General features: G+C 43.5%; 22 protein-coding genes. 9 read left to right on the forward strand and 13 right to left on the reverse strand.

Features of this window, described 5'->3' with window-relative positions:
* Window positions 1-136 precede the first annotated feature (136 nt).
* Window positions 137-1,498 carry an MFS transporter gene (locus CXF62_RS02075; protein ID WP_101204507.1) on the forward strand — a complete coding sequence of 454 codons (1,362 nt, stop codon included), beginning with the start codon at window positions 137-139 and terminating at the stop codon, window positions 1,496-1,498.
* 261 nt (window positions 1,499-1,759) lie between these two features.
* Here the strand turns inward: CXF62_RS02075 and CXF62_RS02080 are convergent, their stop codons facing one another.
* The 6 genes from CXF62_RS02080 to CXF62_RS02105 all read right to left on the reverse strand — a co-directional run bounded on the left by CXF62_RS02080 (window position 1,760) and on the right by CXF62_RS02105 (window position 9,212).
* Entirely contained in the window at window positions 1,760-2,794 is a 1,035-nt protein-coding gene (locus CXF62_RS02080) for a hypothetical protein (RefSeq protein ID WP_228153132.1), read from the reverse strand.
* A gap of 164 nt (window positions 2,795-2,958) precedes the next feature.
* Window positions 2,959-3,438 (reverse strand): acyl-CoA thioesterase, encoded by a 480-nt coding sequence (locus tag CXF62_RS02085; RefSeq protein WP_102090625.1) that lies wholly within the window; start codon window positions 3,436-3,438, stop codon window positions 2,959-2,961.
* Window positions 3,439-3,604: 166 nt separating this feature from the next.
* Window positions 3,605-5,293: a fatty acid--CoA ligase gene (locus CXF62_RS02090; RefSeq protein WP_102092709.1), complete on the reverse strand. Its 1,689-nt coding sequence runs from the start codon at window positions 5,291-5,293 to the stop codon at window positions 3,605-3,607.
* 169 nt (window positions 5,294-5,462) lie between these two features.
* Window positions 5,463-6,665 (reverse strand): 3-oxoadipyl-CoA thiolase, encoded by a 1,203-nt coding sequence (locus CXF62_RS02095; protein ID WP_101204504.1) that lies wholly within the window; start codon window positions 6,663-6,665, stop codon window positions 5,463-5,465.
* A 73-nt stretch (window positions 6,666-6,738) separates the two neighbouring features.
* Window positions 6,739-8,304 (reverse strand): 3-hydroxyacyl-CoA dehydrogenase, encoded by a 1,566-nt coding sequence (locus CXF62_RS02100; protein WP_102092710.1) that lies wholly within the window; start codon window positions 8,302-8,304, stop codon window positions 6,739-6,741.
* Between the two features lie 131 nt (window positions 8,305-8,435).
* Window positions 8,436-9,212, reverse strand: coding sequence for an enoyl-CoA hydratase (locus CXF62_RS02105; RefSeq protein ID WP_102092711.1), 777 nt, complete (start codon window positions 9,210-9,212; stop codon window positions 8,436-8,438).
* 329 nt (window positions 9,213-9,541) lie between these two features.
* Here CXF62_RS02105 and CXF62_RS02110 point away from each other — a divergent pair, with 329 nt between their 5' ends.
* The 4 genes from CXF62_RS02110 (at window position 9,542) to CXF62_RS02125 (ending at window position 14,405) form a co-directional block, all read left to right on the forward strand.
* The gene (locus CXF62_RS02110) at window positions 9,542-10,696 is read left to right on the forward strand and encodes an acyl-CoA dehydrogenase family protein (RefSeq protein WP_101204502.1); all 1,155 of its coding nucleotides are present in this window, start codon (window positions 9,542-9,544) and stop codon (window positions 10,694-10,696) included.
* A gap of 161 nt (window positions 10,697-10,857) precedes the next feature.
* On the forward strand, window positions 10,858-12,090 hold the full coding sequence (locus CXF62_RS02115) for an MFS transporter (protein ID WP_228153135.1): 1,233 nt from the start codon (window positions 10,858-10,860) through the stop codon (window positions 12,088-12,090).
* Between the two features lie 226 nt (window positions 12,091-12,316).
* Window positions 12,317-13,162, forward strand: coding sequence for an IclR family transcriptional regulator (locus CXF62_RS02120; RefSeq protein WP_101204500.1), 846 nt, complete (start codon window positions 12,317-12,319; stop codon window positions 13,160-13,162).
* Window positions 13,163-13,310: 148 nt separating this feature from the next.
* The gene (locus CXF62_RS02125; RefSeq protein WP_101204499.1) at window positions 13,311-14,405 is read left to right on the forward strand and encodes an NADH:flavin oxidoreductase/NADH oxidase; all 1,095 of its coding nucleotides are present in this window, start codon (window positions 13,311-13,313) and stop codon (window positions 14,403-14,405) included.
* 644 nt (window positions 14,406-15,049) lie between these two features.
* On the opposite strand, the gene CXF62_RS02130 is transcribed toward CXF62_RS02125, so the two are convergent.
* Window positions 15,050-15,955 carry a LysR family transcriptional regulator gene (locus CXF62_RS02130; protein WP_197707684.1) on the reverse strand — a complete coding sequence of 302 codons (906 nt, stop codon included), beginning with the start codon at window positions 15,953-15,955 and terminating at the stop codon, window positions 15,050-15,052.
* A 150-nt stretch (window positions 15,956-16,105) separates the two neighbouring features.
* Here CXF62_RS02130 and CXF62_RS02135 point away from each other — a divergent pair, with 150 nt between their 5' ends.
* The 3 genes from CXF62_RS02135 to CXF62_RS02145 all read left to right on the forward strand — a co-directional run bounded on the left by CXF62_RS02135 (window position 16,106) and on the right by CXF62_RS02145 (window position 18,764).
* Window positions 16,106-17,170, forward strand: coding sequence for a TIGR03571 family LLM class oxidoreductase (locus CXF62_RS02135; protein WP_101204498.1), 1,065 nt, complete (start codon window positions 16,106-16,108; stop codon window positions 17,168-17,170).
* Window positions 17,171-17,187: 17 nt separating this feature from the next.
* Complete coding sequence (locus CXF62_RS02140) at window positions 17,188-17,796, forward strand: FMN-dependent NADH-azoreductase (protein WP_157822722.1); 609 nt, start codon at window positions 17,188-17,190, stop codon at window positions 17,794-17,796.
* A 206-nt stretch (window positions 17,797-18,002) separates the two neighbouring features.
* Window positions 18,003-18,764, forward strand: coding sequence for an IS3 family transposase (locus tag CXF62_RS02145; protein ID WP_322868749.1), 762 nt, complete (start codon window positions 18,003-18,005; stop codon window positions 18,762-18,764).
* A 115-nt stretch (window positions 18,765-18,879) separates the two neighbouring features.
* Here the strand turns inward: CXF62_RS02145 and CXF62_RS02150 are convergent, their stop codons facing one another.
* Window positions 18,880-19,527 (reverse strand): glutathione S-transferase, encoded by a 648-nt coding sequence (locus CXF62_RS02150; protein ID WP_102092713.1) that lies wholly within the window; start codon window positions 19,525-19,527, stop codon window positions 18,880-18,882.
* 92 nt (window positions 19,528-19,619) lie between these two features.
* Window positions 19,620-21,068, reverse strand: a complete 1,449-nt coding sequence (locus tag CXF62_RS02155; RefSeq protein WP_228153136.1) for a phosphatase PAP2 family protein — start codon at window positions 21,066-21,068, stop codon at window positions 19,620-19,622.
* A gap of 352 nt (window positions 21,069-21,420) precedes the next feature.
* Here CXF62_RS02155 and CXF62_RS02160 point away from each other — a divergent pair, with 352 nt between their 5' ends.
* Complete coding sequence (locus tag CXF62_RS02160; protein ID WP_102092715.1) at window positions 21,421-22,437, forward strand: bile acid:sodium symporter family protein; 1,017 nt, start codon at window positions 21,421-21,423, stop codon at window positions 22,435-22,437.
* A 294-nt stretch (window positions 22,438-22,731) separates the two neighbouring features.
* On the opposite strand, the gene CXF62_RS02165 is transcribed toward CXF62_RS02160, so the two are convergent.
* The 4 genes from CXF62_RS02165 to CXF62_RS02180 are packed head-to-tail and all read right to left on the reverse strand — an operon-like array spanning window position 22,732 to window position 26,726.
* On the reverse strand, window positions 22,732-23,553 hold the full coding sequence (locus CXF62_RS02165; RefSeq protein ID WP_228153133.1) for an SDR family oxidoreductase: 822 nt from the start codon (window positions 23,551-23,553) through the stop codon (window positions 22,732-22,734).
* Window positions 23,554-23,570: 17 nt separating this feature from the next.
* Entirely contained in the window at window positions 23,571-24,533 is a 963-nt protein-coding gene (locus CXF62_RS02170; protein ID WP_102092716.1) for an SDR family oxidoreductase, read from the reverse strand.
* Complete coding sequence (locus CXF62_RS02175) at window positions 24,526-25,413, reverse strand: bile acid:sodium symporter family protein (RefSeq protein ID WP_102092717.1); 888 nt, start codon at window positions 25,411-25,413, stop codon at window positions 24,526-24,528. The genes CXF62_RS02170 and CXF62_RS02175 overlap by 8 nt, the downstream gene beginning before the upstream one ends.
* Entirely contained in the window at window positions 25,410-26,726 is a 1,317-nt protein-coding gene (locus tag CXF62_RS02180) for a flavin-containing monooxygenase (protein WP_102092718.1), read from the reverse strand. Before CXF62_RS02180 ends, CXF62_RS02175 begins: the two co-directional genes overlap by 4 nt.
* Window positions 26,727-26,752 lie beyond the last annotated feature (26 nt).

A 26,752-nucleotide genomic window follows, 5' to 3' on the forward strand; every position in this document is an offset into this window, starting at 1 on the left:
CATTGTTTCAATAGAATGTTATATAGAAAAATATACCTTTTAGGTATCGATTGATACCTAGATAGTTTTTGACTTAGCACCTGTAAAACCCTAACTTGTAAAGCACGTATAAGGATATCATCAACGGAGAATATGAATGGAATCTCAAACCTTAAACATCAATAAAGTTATTGATGAAGCCAAATTTTCACCTTTTCATTGGAAAGTCCTGTTTTGGTGCTTACTGATTATTATCTTTGACGGCTACGACCTCATTATTTACGGCGTGGCCCTGCCATTACTTATGGAGGAGTGGTCATTGACTTCGGTACAAGCAGGTTTTCTTGCTAGCGCAGCACTATTCGGTATGATGTTTGGTGCCATGATTTTTGGCACTTTATCTGACAAAATCGGTCGTAAAAAAACAATTATGATTTGTGTCGCTCTATTCAGTAGCTTTACTTTTTTTGGTGCTTTCGCTAGCGGGCCTATGCAGTTTGCGGCTTTGCGCTTCATTGCAGGTCTAGGTATTGGCGGCGTGATGCCAATCTGCGTGGCACTAACATCTGAATACGCACCGAAACGTATGCGTAGTACTTTAGTCGCTATTATGTTCAGCGGTTATGCAATTGGTGGTATGACGTCAGCATTATTAGGATCTTTTTTGGTGCTAGATTTTGGCTGGGAAATTATGTTTTATATTGCGGGCATCCCTACTTTGCTATTGCCAATTATCTGGAAGATGCTACCTGAATCCTTGATGTATTTGGTCAAAGAAAAGCGAGAAGACGAAGCTAAAAATATCGTTCAAAAATTGGCTCCTCAAGAAAAAGTTACACCCTCTACTACGTTAGTACTAGACGAACCCACCAAAGGTGATGATGCACCAATTAAAGCGTTATTTCTGAACAGACGTGGATTCACTACTATTATGTTTTGGGTAGCATTTTTTATGTGTTTGCTGATGGTTTACGCTTTAGCAAGCTGGTTACCAAAGCTAATGATTCAAGCCGGTTACTCATTAGGTGCTAGTATGTTATTTCTATTTGCACTTAATATTGGTGGGATGATTGGGGCTATTGGCGGTGGTGTCCTAGCTGATAAATTCCATTTAAAACCTGTACTAACTATTATGTTTGTCGCTGGGGCAATAGCATTAATTTTGCTTGGCTACAACAGTCCTCAGATTGTACTATATACGCTCATTGCGATTGCAGGTGCTACAACCATCGGCTCACAAATTCTGCTCTATACTTTTGTGGCTCAATATTATCCTACCGCTGTACGTACGACTGCTATGGGTTGGGCGTCAGGGATTGGACGTATTGGTGCTATCGTAGGTCCAATCCTAACTGGTGCGCTTCTCACCTTAGAGCTGACCCATCAGATGAACTTCTTATTTATCGCTATACCAGGTATTATCGCAGCCATCGCTATCTTCTTAGTAAATCTGAGCGCAGCGGTCGACAGCAAAGAAAGCAAACTGCAACCAACAAGATTAGATACTTCAGCAGCGTAAAAGTAATATTGACTTTAAAAATCGTATTTCTGTTACCGTAGAAAACACATAGTACCTTATCTTTTTATAAACTAATATAACTGGCGTTTCGATTCTTACAATTGCAACGTCAGTTATATTTATAAAAAAGCTCCTAGTATATATTCTAATACCTGAATAACATGATAAGTATCAATAAAAAATCATTAATCAAGATAATACATCCCCACTATAACTATGAAGATGCGCCATCGTATCGCTTACTCCTCTCAACACTTCAACTCAAAAATCATATTTTGCCATTATTTCAATTTGCTGACCTGCTGGCATCCATGGGAATGTCGTTACGTCCTGATTTCTCCACTCAATACCCAAATCTAGATCTGGTAGATACTCATAGATAAGGTTTGCGCTTTTTACATTAGCAGAAGTGTCTGCCGCATCGTTTACATTTACTTCACCATAACGCAAGTTGCCACGCAGCTTTTGGGTAAACTGATGCTTATATCCTACGCTATAGCCAGTTTGCGAGATCAGCTTCCCATCCTCGGCATCACAGTCTACGCCGCCATTCATAATTAGCGGTCCTCCAACACAGATGGCAGAATAGGCACCCATGCCTTTACCATTATATATACTGGCATGGAGCGAATCTTTACCCAATGTTAGCTTGCCAGCTAAAGAAACACCGATACCCACATCTGAACCATCTCCGTTCTCAGCATCACGAGCCGTGACAGCCACGTTATAGTCAAAGTTAGATATCTTATCTTTGTAGCTTACCACCATATCAGGTAAGCTCGCATTATCGTAAACAGGGTCTTGCGCCGTAAAACGTAGCCCCTTATAAGTATAGTGCAACGTCAAATCTGGACGAATATAAGAACCACCACCAGAGGCCGTGCCCAAACCAGTGCCCCAAAAATCAAGCTGCTCCGTAGACAGAGGTGCCACTGCCAAAAATTGACCGTTCCAAGTCTTACCCACTGTCAAATCATCAACCTGAACATAAGCATGACGCAAACGCAGATTTGAGCCGCCCTTGGCGTAATCGCCATAAAAATCACCTTCGATAAACCCCGTGAGTTTTTTATCATCTACCGACTTAGTCGTTTTCACATTAATACGAGACTGGCGTAAATTACCCTTAAATTCCGACTCGCCTTCATCAGGAGAGTTAAAAGCACCTTCTGCTTTGATGTAACCACCGATACTCAAAGTCGTGTCATCTGTTGTCACAAGATCGATTGCTTGTGCAGATACGCATGTTACAACCGTAGCAAAACCTACAGATAGCCTTTTTATATAAAGCATCATTCATCTATTCCCTGTTTTATGTTGATATCCTTATCAATCCCAATTGCTACTACGCTTTCTTTAATCCATAAAAATAAATAATCCTTTTAGATGAAAATTAACTTCTAATTAATAAGTACTTTCTAATTAAAAACCCAATCATAATTTGACCGATATATTAGGTTTTAGGCTTCTTGATTAATACTTTCCAAAGCAGCAATCGCGTCTTTTTGCGACTCATTGATAGGCTTTTTTTGCCCACTCAATTTATCGAGATATACCAACACCGACTCACCGATTGCAACGACTGCTTTCTGCACCGTACTGTAATAGGTATATTCATGAATCAGACTTGAATTACCTATTTTTTTGACCTTGACACCAATCCATAATTCATCAGGGTAAGCAACCGATTTGAGGTATCGACATGACGAGGCAGCCATCACCGAAGACGTCTGTTCGTTAAATAAACCAAGCCGCCTGTTGTAGTAGATACGAGCATTTTGAGCATATTCGTAATAAACCACATTATTGACATGACCAAAGGAGTCCATATCACCCCATTCCACTTGCTGAGGATAGATAACGGTAAAGTCATGCAATGGGTGATTGTCATCGCTTGTGACAATCTCTTGTATTTCTGGGAACGTAGGCGCAGCTTCCATAATTTCTCTCTTTTTATTAGATAGGCTTTGTTATATAGACGATAAATATGACTCAGGGTGCGCGTGACTCACACACCTCCCCTATCCCTAGCATTTAATCAAGCACTAGGGTTTATGCAAGTTTTCCTTTTGTCAGAGTCGATTTGATGGTGACCAGATTATTTGACTAGATGAGGTTTTCTGAGTACATCGACCGCATGCGTTTTTTATCGAGTTTACCGACGCTGGTTTTTGGCATGTCTGGCAAAAACCTCACTTCACTTGGCACACCGTATTTTGGCAGATGACCTCTCTCTACTGCTTGATGACCCAATGCCAAAATATCTTCCATTTTTGTGTCGACATGGTCTGGTTTTAGCACTATCAATGCCAAGGGGCGCTCGCCCCAACGCTCATCTGGTACACCAATCACCGCGATATCAGCGACGCTAGGATGAAAGGACAAAATGGTTTCGACCTCAAGCGAGGACACCCATTCGCCGCCAGATTTAATGACATCTTTGAGCCTGTCTGTGATGCTTAGCGTACCATCAGCGGTCATGCAGGCGATATCTTGAGTATGCATCCAGCCGCCTTTCCATAACTCATTACCTGCGTCAGGATTTTTAAAATAGCTTTGGGTCAGCCAAGGCGCGCGTATCACAAGCTCGCCTGTCGATTTGCCATCCATGGGTTGTGGTTTACCGTTCTCATCCCAAATTTCCATCGAAACTAACATAATTGGCGAGCCTGATAGACAGCGATAATTCAGATTATCCTCTAACGTCATCGACTCTGTTTTGTCATCGAATACTGCTCGAGACAGTACAGGGCAAGACTCTGACATACCAAAGCCTGACATAAACTCTATACCACATTCGATTGCTGCCTTTGCCAAGCCTTCGTTTAGCTTTGAGCCACCTAGTAACAGTTTAAGATCTTCGAATTTGCGGCCACGCTCTGCCATTTCTTTGAGAAGCATTTGCAATATCGCAGGGACACCATGTGACAGCGTGACCTTGTGCTCCTCAATCAAATCGACCAGTTTTGGTGCCAGATATCGTCCTGGATATACTTGCTTGAGCCCTATCATGGTTGCGCCATATGGCCAGCACCACGCATGTACATGAAACAAAGGCGTCATTGGCATATAGACATCGTTGTAGCGCGCGCCTTGACCTTCGGCATTGAGGGCTGACGCCAAGGTACTTGCCATCGTCTGTAGTACAATCTGTCGATGAGTGAAGAAAACCCCTTTTGGATCGCCTGTCGTACCACTGGTGTAAAACGTAGTAGCGATGGTATTTTCATCAAAATCTGGGAAGACAAACTCGTCACTAGCAGCTGCTAATAGCGCCTCATATTCGCCATCGACATAGTCTGGCAGCTCAGCTTTATCACTTTCTGCTTTATTGTCATCTTCATCATCAGCCCACATTACATGCTCGATAGAAGGCGCATCGTCACGATAATCTTTAATCATCGGCGCAAATTCAGCATTCAACAATAAGGCTTTTGGCGCAGCATGATTGACGGTATATAGCACTTTTTCTTCAGACAGGCGCACATTAACGGTTTGCAAAATCATGCCCGACATTGGTACTGCAAAGTAGGCCTCAAGGTAACGATGACTATCCCAGTCCATGACCGCGACCACATCACCTGCCTGCAAGCCCATATTTTTTAATACATTGGCCAAGCGATTGATACGTTTAAAAAACTCAGCATAGGTATAAGTGACTTTGTCGGCATAGCTAATGGTTTGGTTAGTGGAAGCAATCTTGGCGCGGTTTAGTAGCTGTTTGATAATTAACGGGAAACCATACGCGTCTTCGGCTTGATGGTAATTATCGTGTTCGTTGAGTATGGTTGTCATGGTATCTTCCTTGATAATAAATTGTCCTTGATATAGTCAATTCTCTATAAAAGAGTGACAGCGTTACCCTCACTTGAAGTATCACAGTTACATCTGCGATCGGTTGCCTTGTCTCTCTTCTAAACTGAATCAACTATAATCAATAATGGGGCGAGCATGCTTTTGAGTCTCAAACGCGTTCTATCACCATGGCAAGCCCTTGCCCAATACCAATACACAAGCTGACCACGGCATATTTGCCGCCCGTACGCTGTAGCTCTCGAGCAGTACTCAAGGCGATTCTGGCACCTGATGCGCCAAGCGGATGACCGACAGCGATGGCCCCACCATTGGGATTGACACGCTTATCATCAAAATCAATATCTAACCCTTTTAGACAACCCAGTACCTGTGAGGCAAAAGCTTCATTGATCTCAATGACAGACATGTCCTCAAGGGTCAGATCCGCACGCTTTAGTGCTAGCTTAATCGCTTCAACAGGACCCACGCCCATGATATTGGGTTCAACACCCATTGCACCTGATGATAAGATCTTGGCAATCGGTTTAAAGCCTAGCTTTTTCTCTGCTTGCTTTGAACCAATGATGAGCGCGGCAGCACCATCATTGATGCCAGACGCATTACCTGCGGTGACGACTCCATCTTGATTCAACGGTTTGAGTTTTTGTAGTGCTTCAATATTAGAGCTGGCACGCGGATGCTCATCATCTATGACTACTTTTGCAGGCAATTTCTTACCTTGGGATACAGTAATAGGTGTTATCTCATCGTCAAAAAACCCTGCTTGCTTGGCGGCTTGGTACTTGGCTTGCGATGCGGCTGCAAATTTATCGGCTTCCTCGCGCGTAATACCATACTTCTGCGCGACATTATCGCCCGTCTGCGGCATGGTATCACTGCCGAACTGCTCAATAATTTTTGGGTTGGGAAAACGGCTACCAATGGTGGTATCAAAAACTTTAAAGTCACGGCTAAAAGGCTGTTCTGTCTTGGCAAATACAAACGGCGCACGCGTCATCGACTCGACCCCACCTGCTAAAATAATATCCCCTTCATTGCACGTAATACTGCGAGCAGCATCGACAACAGTAGACAGACCTGATGCACATAGACGGTTTACTGTCTGACCTGGAGTTGTTACATCCAACCCTGCTAGCAGAGCAGCGTTACGCGCGATATTGCGAGAGTCCTCGCCTGCTTGGTTGGCACTACCTAGCAACACTTCATCAAAGATATCAGCAGATAGTTGGTGTTTTTCGACCAATGCTTTCATCACGGTAGCAACCAAATCATCAGCACGTACGGTTGCTAATGCGCCAACATAGCGACCAAATGGACTTCTTAATCCGTCATAAATATAAGCATCTAACATAACGTTTCCTTGTCGTATTTTTTAACTCTAAATAATGGTTTTATGGTTTAATAACCATATCTTGTCGTTCAAATTAGTAAGTGTTTTGCTGAGTAAACAATGACATGTCAAGCTTGGCACGGCGTTGCAGCCAAGAGCTTGGACGATAACGTGGGTCACCTGTCAGCCCGTAGATGCGCCCTAAAATAAGCAGCACACGCGAGGCCCCAAGATGGTCGCCCCAAGAGATAGGACCATATGGATAACCTAACCCAAGCTTGACAGCATTATCGATGTCCTCAGGTGAAGCAATCCCTTGCATAGCAATGTCACAACCAAGGTTAATCACCATAGCGACCACACGTTGTGCCACAAAGCCGATGCTTTCTGTAATTAGCGTGGCACCGACAGCGGATTGCGTGGTTGCTTCACTGTCATCCAAGCCCTTACTGAATAATGCATAAGCTTGTGCGATAAATGTTTCCTGCGTGACGAGACTTGGCATCAAAGTACGATGCTTTGCTAGTCCAGTGAGCATATCAATGGCAACGGCTTGCTTAGGATTAACTTGATAACGAATGGCAGCATTGGTCGTATCTTCGCCATAGGGTGCGAGCAGCACCAAACTATCAGGGTTTGGCTTGTCGTTGTCATCGATCGCGACACCCTGAGACTTTAGGTAATCGACCAGTTGAGTTTTGTCTTCTGCCAGATCAGCGCCAACCCAAACTGAGGTAATAACGGCATCAGATATGAGTGCTTCGGACGACCGATCTTGAGCAGTAGCTGCTGACAACTTCTGACCGTTTTCATAGTGATAGAACCCTGCACCAACCTTACGACCAAGCTTTTTACCTACTAGCATTTGACGGGTCAATGGATGCGGGCGATAACGCGCTTCGTGATAGAACTGGTTGTAAATCGACTCCATCACGGGGTGCGATACATCGATACCAGTGAGGTCTAATAGCTCAAACGGCCCCATGCGAAATCCTGCGCCTTCACGCAAAATTTGGTCAATATTCTCAAACGTGGTTACCCCTTCACCCAATATTTTTAACGCTTCTGTGCCGTACGCTCTACCGCCATGATTGACGATAAAACCCGGTGTGTCTTTTGCTACCACACCTAGATGACCCATACGTTCGGCCAAATCGGAGAGAACGTCAATCACTGATTGCTGAGTAGACAGACCTGGAATGACCTCTACAATTTTCATTAAGGGGACTGGATTAAAGAAGTGAAATCCTGCCACGCGCTCCGGATGATCACAGTCAGCAGCAATTGCGGTCACTGATAAGGATGAGGTATTGGTCGCCAAAATAGTATCGGCAGTGACCACACCTTCTAACTGGGCAAAAAGCTGTTTTTTGATGTCTAGATTTTCGATAATGGCTTCAACCACTATCTCAGCAGTCGCAATTTGGTTAAGCTCCTGTAGTACCGTCAAATTACTTAAAGTATCCTGTAACTGCGCATCGGTAAACTTACCTTTAGCAGTTAGTTTTTCTAGGGTACTTTGCAAGGATTGTCGTCCTTGTTCAGCAGCGCCTGACTTAGCGTCATACAAGAGTACTTGGATGCCAGCTTGAGCAGCAATTTGAGCAATACCCATGCCCATAATACCAGTGCCGATAATGGCAATTGTGTTCACAGTCATAATAACTCTCTACATAGTGTGCTATGAAATTTTGGTTCAAAGGTGATAACTTGCTTCAAAAGCAATCACAATGTGGCTCTGAATTCACGTGCCTATGAATTCACGTGCTTATGAATTAACGCGGCTAGGGATTAATGCCCTTTGTACTCCGCAGGACGCTTTTCTAAGAAGGCTTTAGCGCCTTCTTTTTGGTCGTGAGTATTGAACAAAATCTGGAAAGCCTTACGCTCTAAAGCCAACGCACCTTCTAAAGGCATATCAACACCCAAATTTGCCACTTCTTTGATTTGCGCTAAGGCAATGGGAGAGTACTGTGATAGCTGCTCAGCAATCTCAATGGCGCGTGTGATAGTAGCCTCATCTTCAACGACTTCAGATACCAGCCCCATTATGTCCGCCTCATCTGCACTGATCATATCGCCCGTTAGTACCATCTTCATGGCCTTATGTTTGCCAACCGCGCGAAACAAACGCTGCGTCCCGCCAGCACCTGGCATGAGTCCTATCTTGATTTCGGGTTGACCAAATTTGGCAGACTTGCCTGCGATGATGATGTCAGCATGCATGGCCAACTCACAGCCACCGCCCAGCGCATAACCATTGACGGCAGCAATAATGGGTTTTTGGCAGTTAGTAATGGCATCCCAATAGCGCTCACTATGACGCAGGTACATATCCGCTGTACTAGTAGTCAGGAAATCATTGATATCTGCACCAGCGGCAAACACCTTGTCACCACCAGTAAGGACGATCGCTTTGGTTTGTGGGTCATCATTTAGTTGAATGAACAAATCTGCCATTTGTTGACGTAGCTCGCTGTTTAGTGCATTGCGCACTTTGGGGCGATTAAGTCTAACGACACTCACGCCCTCTCCTTTTTTCTCACAAATAATGAGCGGCTCTTCCATGATCGACCCCTTAAACTTCATTCTTGCATAAAGTATAAACACCCTAACAAAGTATTTATTTTGAATATTAAATATCGCTATGCGGTATTTAATATCAATATATACTGTTTATTTTGGTTTGTGAAGCATAAAAATTTGATATATTAGAATAAATGTAAAGTAAAACGCTATATTCAATTATATAAATACCGCAATGCGGTTTTTTAAACCAAAACTATTGTAATTTAATAATTCATCGATTATGCTGTTTATCCAAGGACGTCAGATTATTTAGCACCGTCATAGAGCCGATATTGATATCAGGCATCAATCAAACAAGGAAGATTCATATGATTAGAGATAAAGAGACCCTCGACCACATCACTCAAACCATTCGTAACTTCGTTAACGATCAACTTATCCCTATGGAACATTGGGTTGCCGAAAATGACCGCCTTCCAGAAGAGATCATTGAGCAAATGCGAGAATTAGGGCTTTTTGGACTGACCATACCCGAAGAGTACGGCGGACTTGGTGTCACTATGGAAGAAGAAGTCACGCTGGCATTTGAGTTAGGACGCACCTCCCCTGCGTTTCGCTCATTAATAGGGACAAATAATGGTATTGGCTCATCTGGCCTAGTGATTGATGGCACTGAAGCGCAAAAGCAGAAGTATCTACCTCGGTTGGCCAGTGGTGAAATCATCGGTTCGTTCTGTTTGACCGAGCCGGAGTCGGGATCAGATGCCGCCTCATTGAAAACGACCGCTATTAAGGATGGTGATACTTATATCATCAATGGCACCAAACGTTATATCACCAATGCCCCGCAGGCTGGCGTATTCACTGTCATGGCACGTACTGACCCACAAAACAAACGCTCTGGCGGTATTTCAGCATTTATTGTGGAGAGTGACACACCAGGTATTACTTTGGGTAAAATTGACAAAAAAATGGGCCAAAAAGGCGCGCATACCTGTGATGTGATTTTTGATAATTGCGTCGTACCGGCGGATGCACTCATCGGCGGTGTTGAGGGTGTTGGCTTTAAAACGGCCATGAAAGTTCTTGATAAAGGGCGCTTACATATCGCAGCAGCCAGTACTGGAGCTGCTACTCGCATGCTGAATGATGCACTCAATTATGCTGTCGAGCGTAAGCAATTTGGTCAACCGATTGCTAGCTTTCAGCTTATTCAGGGCATGCTCGCTGATTCAAAAGCAGAAATCTATGCTGCCAAATCCATGGTGCTAGACGCTGCACGTCTGCGTGACGAAGGCAAAGACGTCGTTACTGAATCCTCATGCGCTAAAATGTTTGCCACTGAGATGTGTGGCCGTGTTGCTGATAGAGCGGTACAAATCCATGGCGGTGCCGGTTATATCGCAGACTACGGTATTGAGCGTTTTTATCGTGATGTACGTCTATATCGTTTGTATGAAGGTACCACACAAATTCAGCAAGTCATCATTGCCCGCAATATGATTAAAGAAGCCAGCGAGTAATCCCTACCACTTTTTTACCCACCAGAATGCACGGCGGTATTTGCTAGGATGCTGATACCGTTCCCCTCTATTTTTACCACTACGCATCAAATTAGTTTTTCATTCTCACAACGTTAAGGATATAAATTGTGAAAAGTGTCGCTATAACTGCAGATCCAAGTATGAGCTCCTCCCAAAAACAACCTTGGAAACTGGCCTTTGTTTTTTGTTTTTTAGTTTTACTATGTGATGGGGCTGATATCGGTATTCTTGCCTTTACCTTATCCAGCCTAAAACTAGAGTTTGCACTGACCAATGTACAGGCTGGCGCTCTAGGCAGTTGGTCGTTATTTGGGATGGCAATCGGTGGGTTTTTTGGTGGTTGGGCTTGCGATCGCTTTGGCCGAGTACGTGTCATCGTTCTTGCGACTGGCATGTTCTCTATATTGTCTGGTTTTAGTGGATTGGTGCAGAGCTATGAGCAGTTTGTCACGCTACGGGTTATTGCCTGCTTGGGGCTTGGTAGTCTTTATATCGCTACCAATACGCTTATGTCAGAGATGGTACCTACCAAGCATCGAACCACCGTCCTTGCTGCATTAATGACTGGATTTACTTTAGGCTCATTGGTTATCACCAGTGTATCCGCTTGGATCATCCCTAGCTATGGTTGGCGTACACTATATCTACTGACTTTTTTGCCGATACTTTTGGCAGTATCAATGTACTTTTTAGTCCCTGAACCCCAGTCTTGGAAAGACGCTCGAGCACTAAAACTGAGCGGCGCACTAGATACTCTCAAAAAAGCAGAGAACCCATACAAAGCGATAATGGAAAATCCGAAACACCGTATCATGTTTATCCTATGGTCAATGAGCTCAGGACTTTTGTTATTCGGCTATTTTGGTGTCAGCAACTGGCTACCTTCTTATCTAGAAACTGAATTGGGTATCAAGTTCAAAGAAATGGCACTGTATATGGCGGGAACGTACCTGACTATGATGTTTGCCAAAGTTGTGGCTGGATTTATGGCTGATAAAATCGGACGTAAGATAGTATTTGCCTTTGGTACGATGGGCACCGCATTGTTTATTCCTATTCTAGTGTATATGCATACTCCAGAAAATATCGGCTGGTTAATGATCACCTTTGGTTTCTTATATGGTATTCCTTATGCCATTAATGCCACCTATCTAACCGAAAGTTTCCCTACTGCTATCCGAGGTACTGCGATCGGTGGTGCATTTAATATTGGACGGCTTGGCTCTGTAATTGCTCCTGTTGCCATTGGTTATATGGCCATGCATAACTCTATCGGCGCAGGTTTATTACTTATGGCAGGTGCATATTTCTTATGTGGTCTTATCCCTACTTTGTTTATTAAAGAAAAGCAATATGATCCACAACAAGCCTAACCATACCTCTTATAACGACTATTGCTACCGTTCATACCGCATAGCGAAACAATAGTTTCTCGTTATGCTATGCTGAGAATGAGAATGTGAAAGTAAATTGATATAATATAATTAAAGAGACAGTGGGTAACTGTGAGCTGATATTAGCTCACAGAATGCTATGAATAATAAAGTTTTGTGATTTTATAACGCTTGTATGAATTTGATTGGGGATAATAGACGACATATGACTAATGATACCCTTACCGATGAAGACGCTAACAACGAGATGCATATTGAACTGTTAGAACCCATTGCAGAGATGAGAGATAAAAATGACCGACAATTTGTCACAGCGTTGGCTCGAGGGTTAGAGCTGCTGCGTTGTTTTACCCCGCAGCGACCTTATCTAGGCAACCAAGACCTAAGTCAACTGACAGGCCTTCCTAAAGGCACCATTACTCGTCTGACCTATACGTTGGTCAAATTGGGATATTTAAAACAATCGACCAATAGTAGTAAGTACCAGCTTTCGACAGGGGTACTAAGCTTTGGTTATACCATGATGACTAATATCTCTATCAATAACCTTGCGACTCCTTATATGGAAGAGCTGGCAGACTATGCCAATAGTGCCGTTGCCATGGCTACTCGTGATCGACTGATGATGGTGTATCTCAACGTTGTGCAAGGCCAAGGGACCACGACCATGCAACGCAATGTCGGCTCTTATTTGCCTATTCATTTAAGTTCGATGGGGAGAGCCTGTTTGGCGAGTATGCCACCTGCTGAGCAAGAGTTTATCCTTAATGCCATTCGTAGTAAGTATAAAGATGATTGGCTAAAGATTAGACGAGGATTAGATAAAGCCTTTCAAGACTATGAAGACTATGGTTATTGTTTTTCAATTAGTGAATGGCAAAAGGATGTCAACGCGGTAGCCATTGCGCTGATGCACCCAACGGAAGGCTTGCTCACTTTTAACTGCGGCGCACCAAGTTTTATCCTTAGTCGTACCAAACTAGAAGAAGACATTGCCCCTCGCCTGCTGCATATGAAAAACATGATCGAGAGTAATCTATATATTAGCTAGCATCGCTTAAATGTGCCCCATGAAAATAACGATTCATCTCCACCAACTATTCAAGCGATAGTCATATAAGTCACTCATATCGTTTTGACATTTTATGTTACGTGTCTTTTTATTTTCAGTGCCTTTAGACGTTTTTTGAGGATTCACCATGAGCCAGCTTTTTTCGCCTTTGAAACTTGGGCAACTCACATTAGATAACCGTATTATCATCGCACCCATGTGCCAATACTCTGCCAACGATGGAGCGGCAAGTGATTGGCATATGATCCATTTGGGCCAAATGAGTTTGAGCGGCGCAGGACTACTTATTTTAGAAGCAACAGCGGTCAATCCACAAGGACGTATCAGCTATGCTGATTTAGGTTTATGGGATGACAGGACTCAAGCTGCACTAGATAAAACGCTAACAGCAATCAGACAGTACAGTCCTATGCCAATAGGCCTACAACTGGCCCATGCTGGACGTAAAGCGTCAACCGAAAAGCCATGGGACGGCGGCGGTTCGATTGCCCCTGATGAGGTAAATGGGTGGCAAACGGTGGCACCATCAGCGCTTGCGTATGACGAAAACTCTACTGTACCCACAGCCATGGACCAAAAAAACATTGATTCGCTCATCAGCGATTTTGTCGATGCGGCAAGACGTGCCGATGCGCTGGGTCTTGACCTGATTGAGCTTCATGGTGCGCACGGCTATCTATTGCATCAGTTTTTATCGCCGCTTTCTAACAAGCGTGATGATCAATACGGCGGCAGTCTTGAAAACAGAATGCGCTTGTTACTTGACGTGTTTACAGCGGTTCGAGCTGAGTTTTCAAGTAAAAAGCCAGTGGGTGTGCGTGTGTCTGCAACCGATTGGGCCCAAGGCGGCTGGGACCTTGCCCAAACGATCGAGCTGGCTAAAGCATTAGAGGCATTAGGCTGTGATTATATCCATGTGAGTACCGCAGGACTTAGCCCAGACCAGCAAATTCCTGTGGAAGCGAACTTTCAAGTGCCTTTTGCAACCGCGATAAAAGAAGCCGTCAATATACCCGTCATCGCAGTGGGCTTAATCACCGAAGCCGAGCAAGCGCAAAGCATCATTGCTGAGCAGCAAGCGGATGCGGTTGCATTAGCACGCGGTATGCTTTATGACCCGCACTGGCCTTGGCATGCGGCGGCCGAGCTTGGCGCAACCGTCAAAGCGCCTAAACAATATCTGCGCTCAAGCCCACATGGCAAGCCGTCTCCGATAGAATAAGTGTAATCGAACTACGAACATAGACTGAAGACATTACTTGCTTCAGTCTATGCATTAACTCACTTTAATTCAAACTAAAGTAATTATGGCTTAAAAGTTAGATAGTCATCAGTGTATTCAACTTGACAAGTGGTAGTGATATCAACGCTGCCATAATTTACCGGCTGAAGTGTAGCGCAGGGAGGTCAATTTATGGTCTTGTTAGGCCTGCTAAATGTTCCATAAGCGGAATTACCTCATTGTAAATACCCCATTCTTAACACAACATCATCGTAGAATAATTAAGCCACCTGCCTGTACTCAGCAGGTGTCATTGTAGTGGCATAATGAAATAGGACAGTAGATAAGAGGTTATACTATCACCAAGACTGGAGAGAAGATATGACCACTACACACCGCACAAACAAAAGTATTAAGCTATTATTCTAGTAAGTAATGAAACAAAATTATATATGGTTTTCCGTTCACCCTGAGCCTGTTGAAGAGTAGGAAAACCGTTATGGTTCGACAAGCTCACCACGAACGGTTTTTTATAATTTAAATTTGTTCAGTTACTTAAATCAGAATAGTATGATGAAGAAAGCCTTTCCTAAATTAGATACGCATAATATTCTACTGCTTTTCACAATATCACCATCTACAGTTTAACCTATCAAACGCTGTGCTAAAAAATTCACCAACACGCCAATTTTTACCACATTACGGCTAGTGGGCGGATACACCAAATAAATCCCGTCATCTGTCGCCAAAGACGGGGTCACTTGCCAATCAGACAACACCTGTACCAACGCCCCAGACTGCAACGCTTTCTCAATCAGCCAATTAGGTAAATGGCTAATCCCTTGTCCATCAAGCGTGGCTTGTTTCAGCATTTCTATATTATTACCCATCAAATTCCCTGTCACCCGCAAACTTTGCGTTTTACCCGTTTGATGGAAATACCACTTTGACGCATAGCCTTGATACATAAACGGCAAACAATTATGCTCGGCTAATTGTGACGGTATTTGTGGTGTTCCATGCAATCGTAGATAATCGGGACTGGCACATAACAGCCGTTGCTGAGAGGCAATAAATTTTGCTACCAAGCGGTCATCCTCCACACGCCCTAACCGCACCCCTACATCATATTTCTCATTAAATAAATCTACAAATTCATCACTGGCAAATAGCTCCAATTCAATTTTTGGGTATAAATGGGCAAATTCGGCAAGCAATGGGGCGATTTTTTCAATCCCATAGGCACTGGGAAAAGTAAGGCACAATCGCCCTTGTGGCTCAATTTGCTCCTCTTTAATCGCTTCATTTACCTGTTGTAATTCAGCTAATATCGGCTCGGTCTGTTGTAAATAACGCATCCCTGCATGGGTCAAATCCAAATGTCTGGTTGAGCGATTCAATAGCTTAACTTGCAAGGATTGTTCTAAGTTATCAATTTGCCGAGTGACAGACGACACCGCCAGCCCAAGCTGACTTGCCGTGGCAGTAAAGCTATTAGTATTCGCCACATGGTGAAAAATAGTGAGGGCATAGAAGTAATTGATGGTCATGGGTTTGTTAGCAGTTAAGTGTATTTTTGAATAAACATATTTTTGCAAAAAAAGCAAAACTGTTTCTAATTTTACCCCAATTATCATTAAAAATAAAAGCATTATACTAGGGCTATATTTTTTAATGCTTAATTTAACGGAGTGACTCCCATGACCACAAGCTCACAAACTGCTGTACCAAACCTCTCTGTTCTTGGACAAGACAATAGCCAATTATTTCACACCGCTGAGACGAATGAAAATATAACCCCGCAACAAAAACAACTACCCCCTCATCTTGCCAATCACCCTGCATTTAGTGAGGTGTTTCAAGCGGATAAACTCACCTTGGGATTGATTGCCCCGTTTAAAGGCTATCCCAATAGTCCGATTCCGAGCTTAGAAGACTTTGGGGAAACCGCTGTCTTAGCAGAACAGCTTGGATTTTCTGCACTATGGTTGCGAGATGTGCCATTTTATGACCCAAGTTTTGGCGATGTTGGACAAGCATTTGACCCCATGGTTGCCATGGGCTATTTGACTGCGAAAACCCAACGAATTGCGATAGGTTCAGCAGGCATCGTTGCACCTTTGCGGAGTCCCATTCATATCGCCAAAGCCTCAGCAAGTACGGCAGTATTAAGCAATAATCGCTTTATTTTGGGGATGTCGAGTGGCGATAGACCTGTGGAATACCCTGTGTTTCAGCAAAACTTTGACAATCGTGCCGAGCGTTTTCGAGAAAGTTGGGACATGATTCGTGCCTTAACCACCCAAAAATTTCCGCAGTTTAAAGGGCAACATTATGGGGATTTAACAGGCAATATTGGCTTTATCCCTATCCTTGAACAACGCTTACCGATGGTTGCTATTGGTCGTGCCAGACAGGAACTAGATTGGCTTGCTAATACTGCCGATGCGTGGATTTGGCATGGGGTAAACCCAAAAGATACCAAAAATATCGTGCAAACTTTGGCGGATTTAAATCAAGATGACGCTTGGCATCCTTTTGGTTATGCCAATTTTGTCGAACTTAGTGAGAATCCGAATGAGCCTGCTCAATTATCTCGCAATATTTATCTACGAGGCGGGTCACATAGTTTGCTGGAATTTTGGCAAGAGCAGAAAGAACAAGGCTTATCTCATGTCACCATTAATTTAAAGCCTACCAAACGCCCTGTCAAAGAAACGTTGCAAGACTTAGCAGAAAATGTGTTAGCCAAATTAAACCAATAAAAATGGGGTATAAAACCATGAAAACGCTTGTCATTGATACCACAATCAATGCCCATACTGAGTCATTTTCGGCTCAGTTACTACAACAAATCAAACAGCAATTTGCTGAAAGCACAACCTATTTGCCATTAAATGACATGGATTTACCTACCTTGGATGAGGCAACCCTAACGGTCATTTATAAACAAAAAGCAGGGGAGGCTTTGAGTGTGGCGGAGCAAGCTATCGCCGACACTCGGCAATCGATGTTACAGCAGTTTAAAGCGCATCAAAAAATCGTTATTATCTATCCGATGTATAACTACAATATCCCTGCTCGACTCAAAGATTATATGGATATGGTGTTGGTGCCACGAGAGACTTTCCAGTACAGCGAGGCAGGTAAAATTGAACCCTTATTGACCGATAATAGAGCCGTGTTGTTTCTACAAATTAGTGGGTCGATGTTCTCATTGGATAAAGAATGCCAACAAATGGAATTTGCTTACCGTTATTTGGATATGATGTTTGCAAAAATGGGCTTTAAAAAACGCACCTTGATTCGAGCAGAAGGCACAGCCATTTGTGATAAAGAGGCAATTTTACAAGCCACGCTAGAAGATTTTAACCAATGGCAAGTTAATTAAATTTTAAGATAGCTGATACATAAGCTCAAGTTACCCAATATACTGTTAGGAGAATTTTCTTATGAAATCAAAATACCACCCTTTATTTCAACCTTTTACCCTTAATAATGGCATCGTCATCAAAAACCGTTTGGTAGTTGCTCCTATGACGCATTGGGGTTGTTAGAAGCAGCTATTACAACAGTACTAAATCTAGGTCTATAGACATTGAACTTATAAGGCTCAAAGCCTTAATCAGAGAAGTATTTGAGCAGTCAAATGGCTCGGCTGGTGCAAGGACGGTATCTGCTATCGTCACGCATCAACATGACATTAAACTCACACGCTACAGAGCAGTTAAACTGATGGCACAAATGGGGTTGATTAGTCGACAGATAAAATCACATAAGTACAGGCGTTGTGAAGAATTCCATAAAGCTTATGGAAACATACTAGACCGTCAGTTTGCGCCCACTGCACCAAACCAAGTGTGGACAGGTGATGTTACTTATATTCGTATCAAAGCCGGATGGTGTTATTTAGCCATCGTTATGGATTTATATGCTCGACGTATTGTTGGTTTTGCCTTGTCAGATAGCCCGAATACCCAGCTGACCACATCTGCACTAAAAATGGCATATCACATAAGACTTGAGCCTAAAGGCGTGCTGTTTCATTCAGATCAAGGCAGTCATTATACCAGTGAAGAGTATGCTAAATGCGTAGCCAAGTGCAATGGTATGTCGCATAGTATGAGCCGACGAGGCAACTGTTGGGACAATGCACCTACAGAGAGGTTCTTTAGAAGCTTTAAGACAGAGTGGATGCCAAAAAACGGCTATGACAATATTGATGAGGCTCGGCAGGCAGTAAATGATTATATTTGGGGCTATTATCAAAGTGTAAGACCACACAGCTTTAATGAGTATTTAACACCGAGCGAGAAAAAGAGACTTTATTTCAACAAAAACCTCTTAAGTACTGTCTAAAAATATTTGACCACTACAAGTATACAATGTGTATTCTCCTACGTTCTTTCAAATCTATACTTTACCTACCACTCACCACTCATGTGATCATATAAATAACTTCAAATACCAGATATTAACAAGGAAAAATCACCACCTCATCGCCTTCTTGCCATGGTTCAAACTTAGTCATAACTTGCAAAAATAACGGATGTTGCAACCAATGTTGTAGCCATAGCTGTAGCTTGGGATAAGGCAAACTATAAAAAATATCACGATCTACATGGGCAAACTGGCGAACAAACGGCATGATACCGATATCAGCAACCGTCACGTTATTACCTAGTAGATACGTATTCTTAGTCAATAACGCTTCTAAATCCTGCAGAAAAACTTCACCCTGCTGCCGATATTCTATTTGAGTCATCTCAGGGTGACGATCGGCATATTTGTAGCGATCGAGCCACTGCTTAAACTCATTGTCGTTTTGTGCTATCAGTGCATTAGCCTCAGATGAAACCTTTTCACCTAGCAGTCCTTGAGGATCGTTTTGCTCAAGCGCCCACATCATGATCTCCGCACTCTCTTCAATGACGGATCCATCTGAAAGCTGTAATACAGGAACCGTGCCTTTTGGACTAATCGCTAGCATCTGATCTGGCTTATTCTTTAACGTTATTTCTCGTAGCTCTAGTGGTAACTCGGCGAACATTAGACCGAGACGAGCGCGCATAGCATAAGGACAGCGACGAAAAGAGTACAAGCGAGGCAACGAGGTGTTCATAGATTCCTCCATAGTTGAATAGGAATTAAGCAATAGGTAAAAAGCAAACGAAGAAAAATTAGCAGACGCAAACCTACTGACATCGATAGTTATTAAGGCGCTGTTGAATAGGTGACAGACTTATAATTGGCCATAGTTTCTACCAACGACTGTGGCAAATAGGCATTTTTCAGGTGCGCGTGCGAATAATGCTGCTCAATCCACGATTGATAGTTATAGACAGTTAGCGTACCACAATATAATAAATATAAAACCTGTACACCGATGCTACGCGACAGCCCCATCACGCAATGAAAATTGATAAGTGTGATGAAGCTATCCTTTACCTGATTACCTTCTACCTGACTACCCTCTACCCAACTCTCATTATTAGCGGTTATCGCTTGTGTCTCTACCGATTGTATCAACGCTTCAATTTGTTGAAATAGATCAATATAGTCTTGGAGCAATACGTCATTTAATGGCTGCAAATCCAACAAAGGCAAATATAAGTAATGAACAGGCATCTTAGTGATATCGTTAGCAACTACTTCAAGATTGTGGGTGTGGCTAGATATCTCAGCAGCTAAATCAACAACAATAATTTGATAGCGAACTGCAGGCCGATTGCTTTCTAACGAACTTCGCAACTCTAATGAGCTGTAGCTAGATAACCAATACGTTATATGGCTACTTAGATCCGTCTGCATCAATCGAGGTGAAGCAACAACATTGACCTTGTCATTAATAGCATATGGCGTGAGTGAATACTTTTGACTTTTGGAGAAAATTTTGAAATACCACTGTCCAAACAACGACATGCCATTGTAAATAATAATGATTGGTGCAAACTTAATCCAAGTATGTAAGGTCAGTCGACCGCTACTGGATTTTTGAAACCAGCGTATATCTCGTATTGGCTTGACCTGTTGATAGACACCAGCCAACATCGTAAAGCTGATTAACCAATATGAAGCAATCATAATGGCTAAATCTTCTACAACTTCAGACGCTATCATACTCATATTAGCAAAGTAAAACCCTGCTATCGCTATCAATAAGAATCCTATTACTCCTAGTGTCAGATGCTTGATTACCAGTGCATTACGGATTCGATTTGAGAGTATCAGCACCAACACTGCCAATACTACCCCGCCGAACATATCTAGCAAATGATGTTGATACGTCAACACTGTCGACAGGGCAATCAATGTACATATGCCAGTCAGCAACAATCGATAAGCCGCTGAAATCCATCTCTTTTTAGACGCTACAACATCCCATAAGGATACGCCAAGCAACATGGCATAGCTGACATGCAATGATGGCAACTGATTGAATGGCTTGTCCACCAACTGCAAAAACTGATAACCAAACTGCGTCCAATCATCAGGTATCGATCGATTGAATGAGAAACGAGCGGGATAGAGATAGAAAATTAAACAGGCAAAGATGGTCGTCAGAATCAAGCGATAGCTCAATAAAGATAATTGTGTAGACGTCCGCACCAAAAAAAAGCTAACCACAAATAAAACCAACGACCAGCTATAAGGAATAATCATAGCGGGAATAAAAGGAACAAATTTATCAAACGGTGTGGCGAGATTATAAATTTGCGATGGGTAGCGTGTATATAAAGATACGCTATAAACAGTCGTCAAATTATAAAGCAAATAAAATATCGCTAACGCAAGACCTAGGTGTTTGAAGCGATTTAAATTTGATGGAGTTTGCAACACCTAGTACCTCATTTGACTATTGAATAAACATTTCAAAAAACTTTGGCAATATAATCATAGTCAAAGTTTTCACAATAGCAACTTATTGTTGGCTAAAAACCGCCTAAACCCATTGGAAATACAGTGGTTTTGAACTTATACTTGACTATTTTCCGGACTTAGAAGGATTTGAGAAATGCAGTTTTTGAGGATGATAAGTCAGCAGTTGAGTCGATTTACGGCATTGGTTATTATTTTAGCGGCCGCAGTGACATTTATAGAGCCTGCGACTTTTTCTTGGGTGACAGGTGATGCCCAAGTCATCGTTCTGGGTGTCATTATGCTCGCAATGGGTATGACACTAGGTAAAGAAGACTATAAGGTGTTGGCCCAGCGCCCGCTTGATATTTTTATCGGTTCAATTATCCAATATACCATTATGCCGATTTTAGCGATTAGCGTGGCCAGATTGTTTGATTTATCGCCTGGGTTAACACTGGGTCTAGTATTGGTTGGTACTTGTCCTGGTGGTGTGTCTTCAAATATTATGAGCTACCTTGCAAAAGGTGATGTGGCATTTTCGGTAGGTATGACCACCGTATCGACCATCATTGCACCGTTAGTGACGCCGCTTTGGCTCAATTATTTGGTTGGTCAATCTGTAGAGATGGATGGCTGGGGTATGTTCCGCTTTATGCTATTAGTGACATTGTTGCCAGTCGCTATCGGCTCTATGTTAAACATACTATTTCAAAACAAGCACTGGTTTAATGATGTACGTGCGGTGATGCCAGGCGTAGCTGTATTAGCCTTTGCCGCTATCGTCGGTGGTGTTGCCGCTGTATTTGGCGATCAGTTCTTGCAGTCAGGGCTAGTTGTTATTTTAGCCATTGCGGTACACAATATCGTCGGCTATATATTGGGTTACTACTCAGGTGCCTTATTTGGTATGAGCAAACCCAAAAAGCGCACCATATCTATCGAGGTTGGCGTACAAAATGCAGGGTTGGCCACGGGCTTAAGCACTAAGTTTTTCCCTGGCAATGCAGAGTCCGCCATCGCTGCCGCCGTTGCTTGCATTTGGCACTCTGTTTCTGGCTCTATATTGGCCAATATCTTCGCTTGGTGGGATAAACGTCAAGAAGCGAAAAATCCTACCGTCATTGAGACTGAAGAGACCGTAGAGCTTGGTAAACCAATTAGAAATCATTAGTACCGAGAAAGGTAATGCTCAGTAAGGTAATACTGAACTAGGTGATATTGAACTAGTTAGTAAAGCTAAAACGCTATGAGTTAAAATACTATGCTAGATTATTGTTTCTAGCATAGTATTTTCTAATAAAGCACCTTCTAATACAGAGTCTTTCAACATAGAGACTTTTAAATGTGAATTTTCTAATAAAGCACCTTCAAATATAGCGCTCTTCAGCATAGTATTTTTAGCATAGCACTATCGGTAATTTGCATGAACCGCTAGCCTCTCTTCTAGGTTCTCACTTAACGTAGTCTACCGCAACTCATTTCCAAAACGTTTACGCACCTGACGCAAGTATAAAGCTGGTGCAATACGCCACAGTAAACTGCCAAAGCGTGAGGTAGGGTCCGGCAATATCCAACGTTTGCGCCGCTGCAAACCTTGATCGATCTGTTCGGCCATCCACTCAGCACTACGCATATTACCGATCATTGAGCGTGGATGCTTTGCGATACTGCCATCACGGCCGAGCGCGTGGTTCTCGATAGGTGTATCAAGAAAGCTGGGATAGACCATAAGAATATGTATACCCTCAGACTCTAGTTCCAAGCGCAATACTTCAAAGAACTGGGTCAGCGCACCTTTTGCCGCACAATACGCTGCCCGTCCAGGAACTGGCATCCAACCAGCCATTGAGCCGATACAGATAATTTGACCTTTAGATTCTCTTAGCATCGGTAGCGCAGCCATAGTCAGCTCCACTGCTCCTTGCCAATCTACCGCCATAACTTTGCGGAACACTGCAGGATCAGTCTGATGTGCTGGTGATCGATGGGTAATCCCAGCATTGTTCACCAATAAATCAAGACGGCCAAAGCGCTCGCTAACTTGCTCAATAAGGGCAGCAATATCATCAATTTGAGTAATATTAGTGACGACTGTCATGACTCTAGCAGAGTCCTCTAACTCACGAGCGCGGGCGATCAGCGCTTGCTCATCTATATCAGCGAGTACTAAGTGATGCCCAGCGGCATACCAGTGCTGTGCCATCGCCCAACCAAGTCCTGATGCAGCACCAGTGATTAAAGTAACAGTTATTGATGACATTGGTGGCATTGATGGCATTGATGGCATCGATGACTTTCTCCCTATCAAGGTTTACGCAATCCATTACATTCGATGAAGTACTCGAAGGTTTCGGCAGACGTTTTTTCTAAACAATAACCAAACTCTTCTTTGAGTCGCCTGTTACTCAGTACTGGGCGATAACGCAAAAAATTAACCTGCTCTGGCCCTGTTGGCTTACCGCTCCACTTTGCCACCTGTAAACCAGCTTTAACCAAACCCACTGGCAGAGTCAATAGCGGTTTATTAAGTCGGTTTGCGATATCCCTCATCGTCAGTGCACCATCGCCTGCCATGTTATAGATGCCAGATTTGTCCTCACGAATACCTATTTCCATCGCGCCGATCACGTCTTGATCCCAAATAAACACAAAGGGCGACTCACTGCCTTTGAGCGCAAGCACACGCGGCGCCATGAACAGACTGGTAATTTGATTGCGCGTATCAGCGCCTAGTACGGTACCAGGTCGAAAGATCAGCTGCTGTAATTGTGGATGCTGCTCGCGAAAATCTGCAAGCATTTCCTCGACTTGTCTTTTGTGATCCGAGTAGGCAAACTCAGGATTACCGCGTAGTGCATCTTGCTCATCAATCCATTCAGGATTGTCAGCATGATATCCGTAGGCAGCACCCGAGCTGGTGAGCGTTATATGTGCGACATCTTCTTTGATACAGCAATCAAGTACGTTACGCGTGCCATTGACATCGATATCATAGTCACGAGCACGATCTTTTGACGCTTGCAAGATAGAGGCGAGATGCACGACATGGGTAATGCCCTCTTCTTTTAGTAGCGTTGCCAAACCCTCATCGCGCACATCTAATACGTGAATTGGAAAGTCTAGATCATCGCGCTTGCGAATATCTGTGCCGACGACATGGTAATGATCAGCCAGGCGATTGCCCAACTGATGGCCGATGTAACCTGCGGCACCAGTGATTAATATACGTTTATTCACTATGCTTTTATTTATTGCGCTTTTATTCATAGGGTATCCGTGCCCAAATTTGTGAAAGTGTCAGTCCTGACACCAAATGCCATACACCCCAGAACGCCGTGATCAGCATCATGCCACCTGCCTCTGGGAAAAAAGTAAATAAAATAACCAATCCTAGCCCTGAGTTTTGTATTCCTACTTCCAAAGTCACCGCGCGCCGATCCGCGACTGGCAACTTGAGCACCAGCCCCATGCCATAACCTAACGAAAGCGCCAATAAATTATGGCCAACGACCAACCAAAAAAAGCTATGGAAACGCTCTAAAAATAGCGCGAAATTGCTAGAAAAAGCGATTGCCACAAAAGCCATCAGCACGAGTAGCGAGAAAATACGTAGCGGTTTTTGGATACGTACGACCAGATCTGGCAAGCGGCGCCCCGTTACCATCCCTAGCACTAAAGGTAACGCTAACACTAATAGAACCAGTATCAGAATACTGCTAGGCTCAATCGTTATCTTTGTCAGATACTCACGCGTGTGTGGGTTAAGCCAACCATAAAAGGCAAAATTGACTGGTGTTAATATAGCTGCAGCGAGGCTCGATACCGCAGTCATACTGACTGACACCGCGACATTACCGCGTGCCAGCCAAGTCATAATGTTAGAAAAACTACCACCTGGGCAAGACGCGACCAAAATCATTCCTAGCGCCAACTCAGGATCGATATTCAATGCCCACGTAAACAGGCACGTGGCTAAGGGCAGTAGAAAGAACTGAGCGAACAGACCTGCTATCGGCGCAATAGGATACAAGACGATACGCTTAAAATCTTCGAAACGTAAGCTCAATGACACGCCGAACATCATCAGCGCCAAGATTAGATTGAGCAGAATCAAACTCCGTGGCTCAAACGCCACTGCCGCTATCATACCTCTAACGCCAATACAGGCTGCTCTGTTTCAAGCTCGGCAATATGCTTGGACAGCGTTTCTAAGTATTCATCTTTGTTCACGTAATATGCCATACGCGCAAGCTTAATATAATCATAGCCACCATCGAGTGTCTTGCCAGCTCGCTTACGCTTCACTTTATTAAACTGTTTAGCAGCTGCTGTATTTTGCTGACGCTGCTGAATATATAGTGCGACAAGCCGCGCTTGGTGATTTCGTCCTTCCCAGCCCAACCCTGCTGCTTCAACCATACCCATCATAAATAAATTATCATGCTCAGGATGAAAGACATTCATATAAAGCTGAGGAGCGTCATGATTGGCAGGCCAATTAAGATGCGCGCGCTCAACAAATGGATAGTCTAGTAAATACCCAGTCGCCATAAGAATCAAATCATAATCATGACTTTCTCCATCACTAAAGGTCACCGTATGACCATCGATGCGGCGAATATCACGGCGCGCCTTAATATCGCCATGACCCAAATGATGTAATACCAATGAATTGACCACAGGATGTGATTCATACATGCGATAGTTTGGGTTTGGCAATCCATAATCAGAAGGTTTTCCGATAACCATACGAATCATCGCCGCATCCATACGCTGCTTAACTGGACGCGGCAACTTTAGTTTTCCGCCTAGTGTGTCAATTGGCTGACCCTTGATAAATTTGGGAAGAAAGTAATAGCCGCGGCGCAGACTGATATCCACCAATTTAGCATGATGCACCGCGTCAACAGCGATATCAGCACCAGAATTGCCACAGCCAACGATCAACACACGTTTGTCTTTAAACACTGACGGGCGACGATATTCAGAGGAATGCATTAACCTGCCTGCAAACGTACCTGGCAGACTTGGTATATTTGGGGTATGTAAAGTGCCATTTGCCATAAGCACACCTTCAAACAGCCGCGATTGCTTTTGACCATTGCACTCACTAACTAAACGCCAGCCATCCCCTTCAGGCACCATGCTGACCACACGCGTGGAGAATTCATAACATGATTTTAGATTGAACGTATCTGAAAAGTCGCGGAAGTACTGACGAAGCTGGGTATGATGAGGATACGCCGCGACTGAGTCACTCATAGGAAACTCTTTGAACTCCGTCATACGCTTGGACGAAATCAAATGGGCACTTTCATACATGGTACTGTGCGGATTGTCGATATCCCATAGGCCCCCTACATCTGTATGTAGCTCAAAGCCGACAAAAGGAATATTGAGTTTTTGCAAATTTCGGGCTGCAGCGAGCCCCATTGGACCTGCTCCAATTACTGCATACATAAGCGCCACCTTAAAAATCCATTTCA

It is taken from the genome of Psychrobacter sp. MES7-P7E, assembly GCF_002863645.1.
Lineage (GTDB): Bacteria > Pseudomonadota > Gammaproteobacteria > Pseudomonadales > Moraxellaceae > Psychrobacter.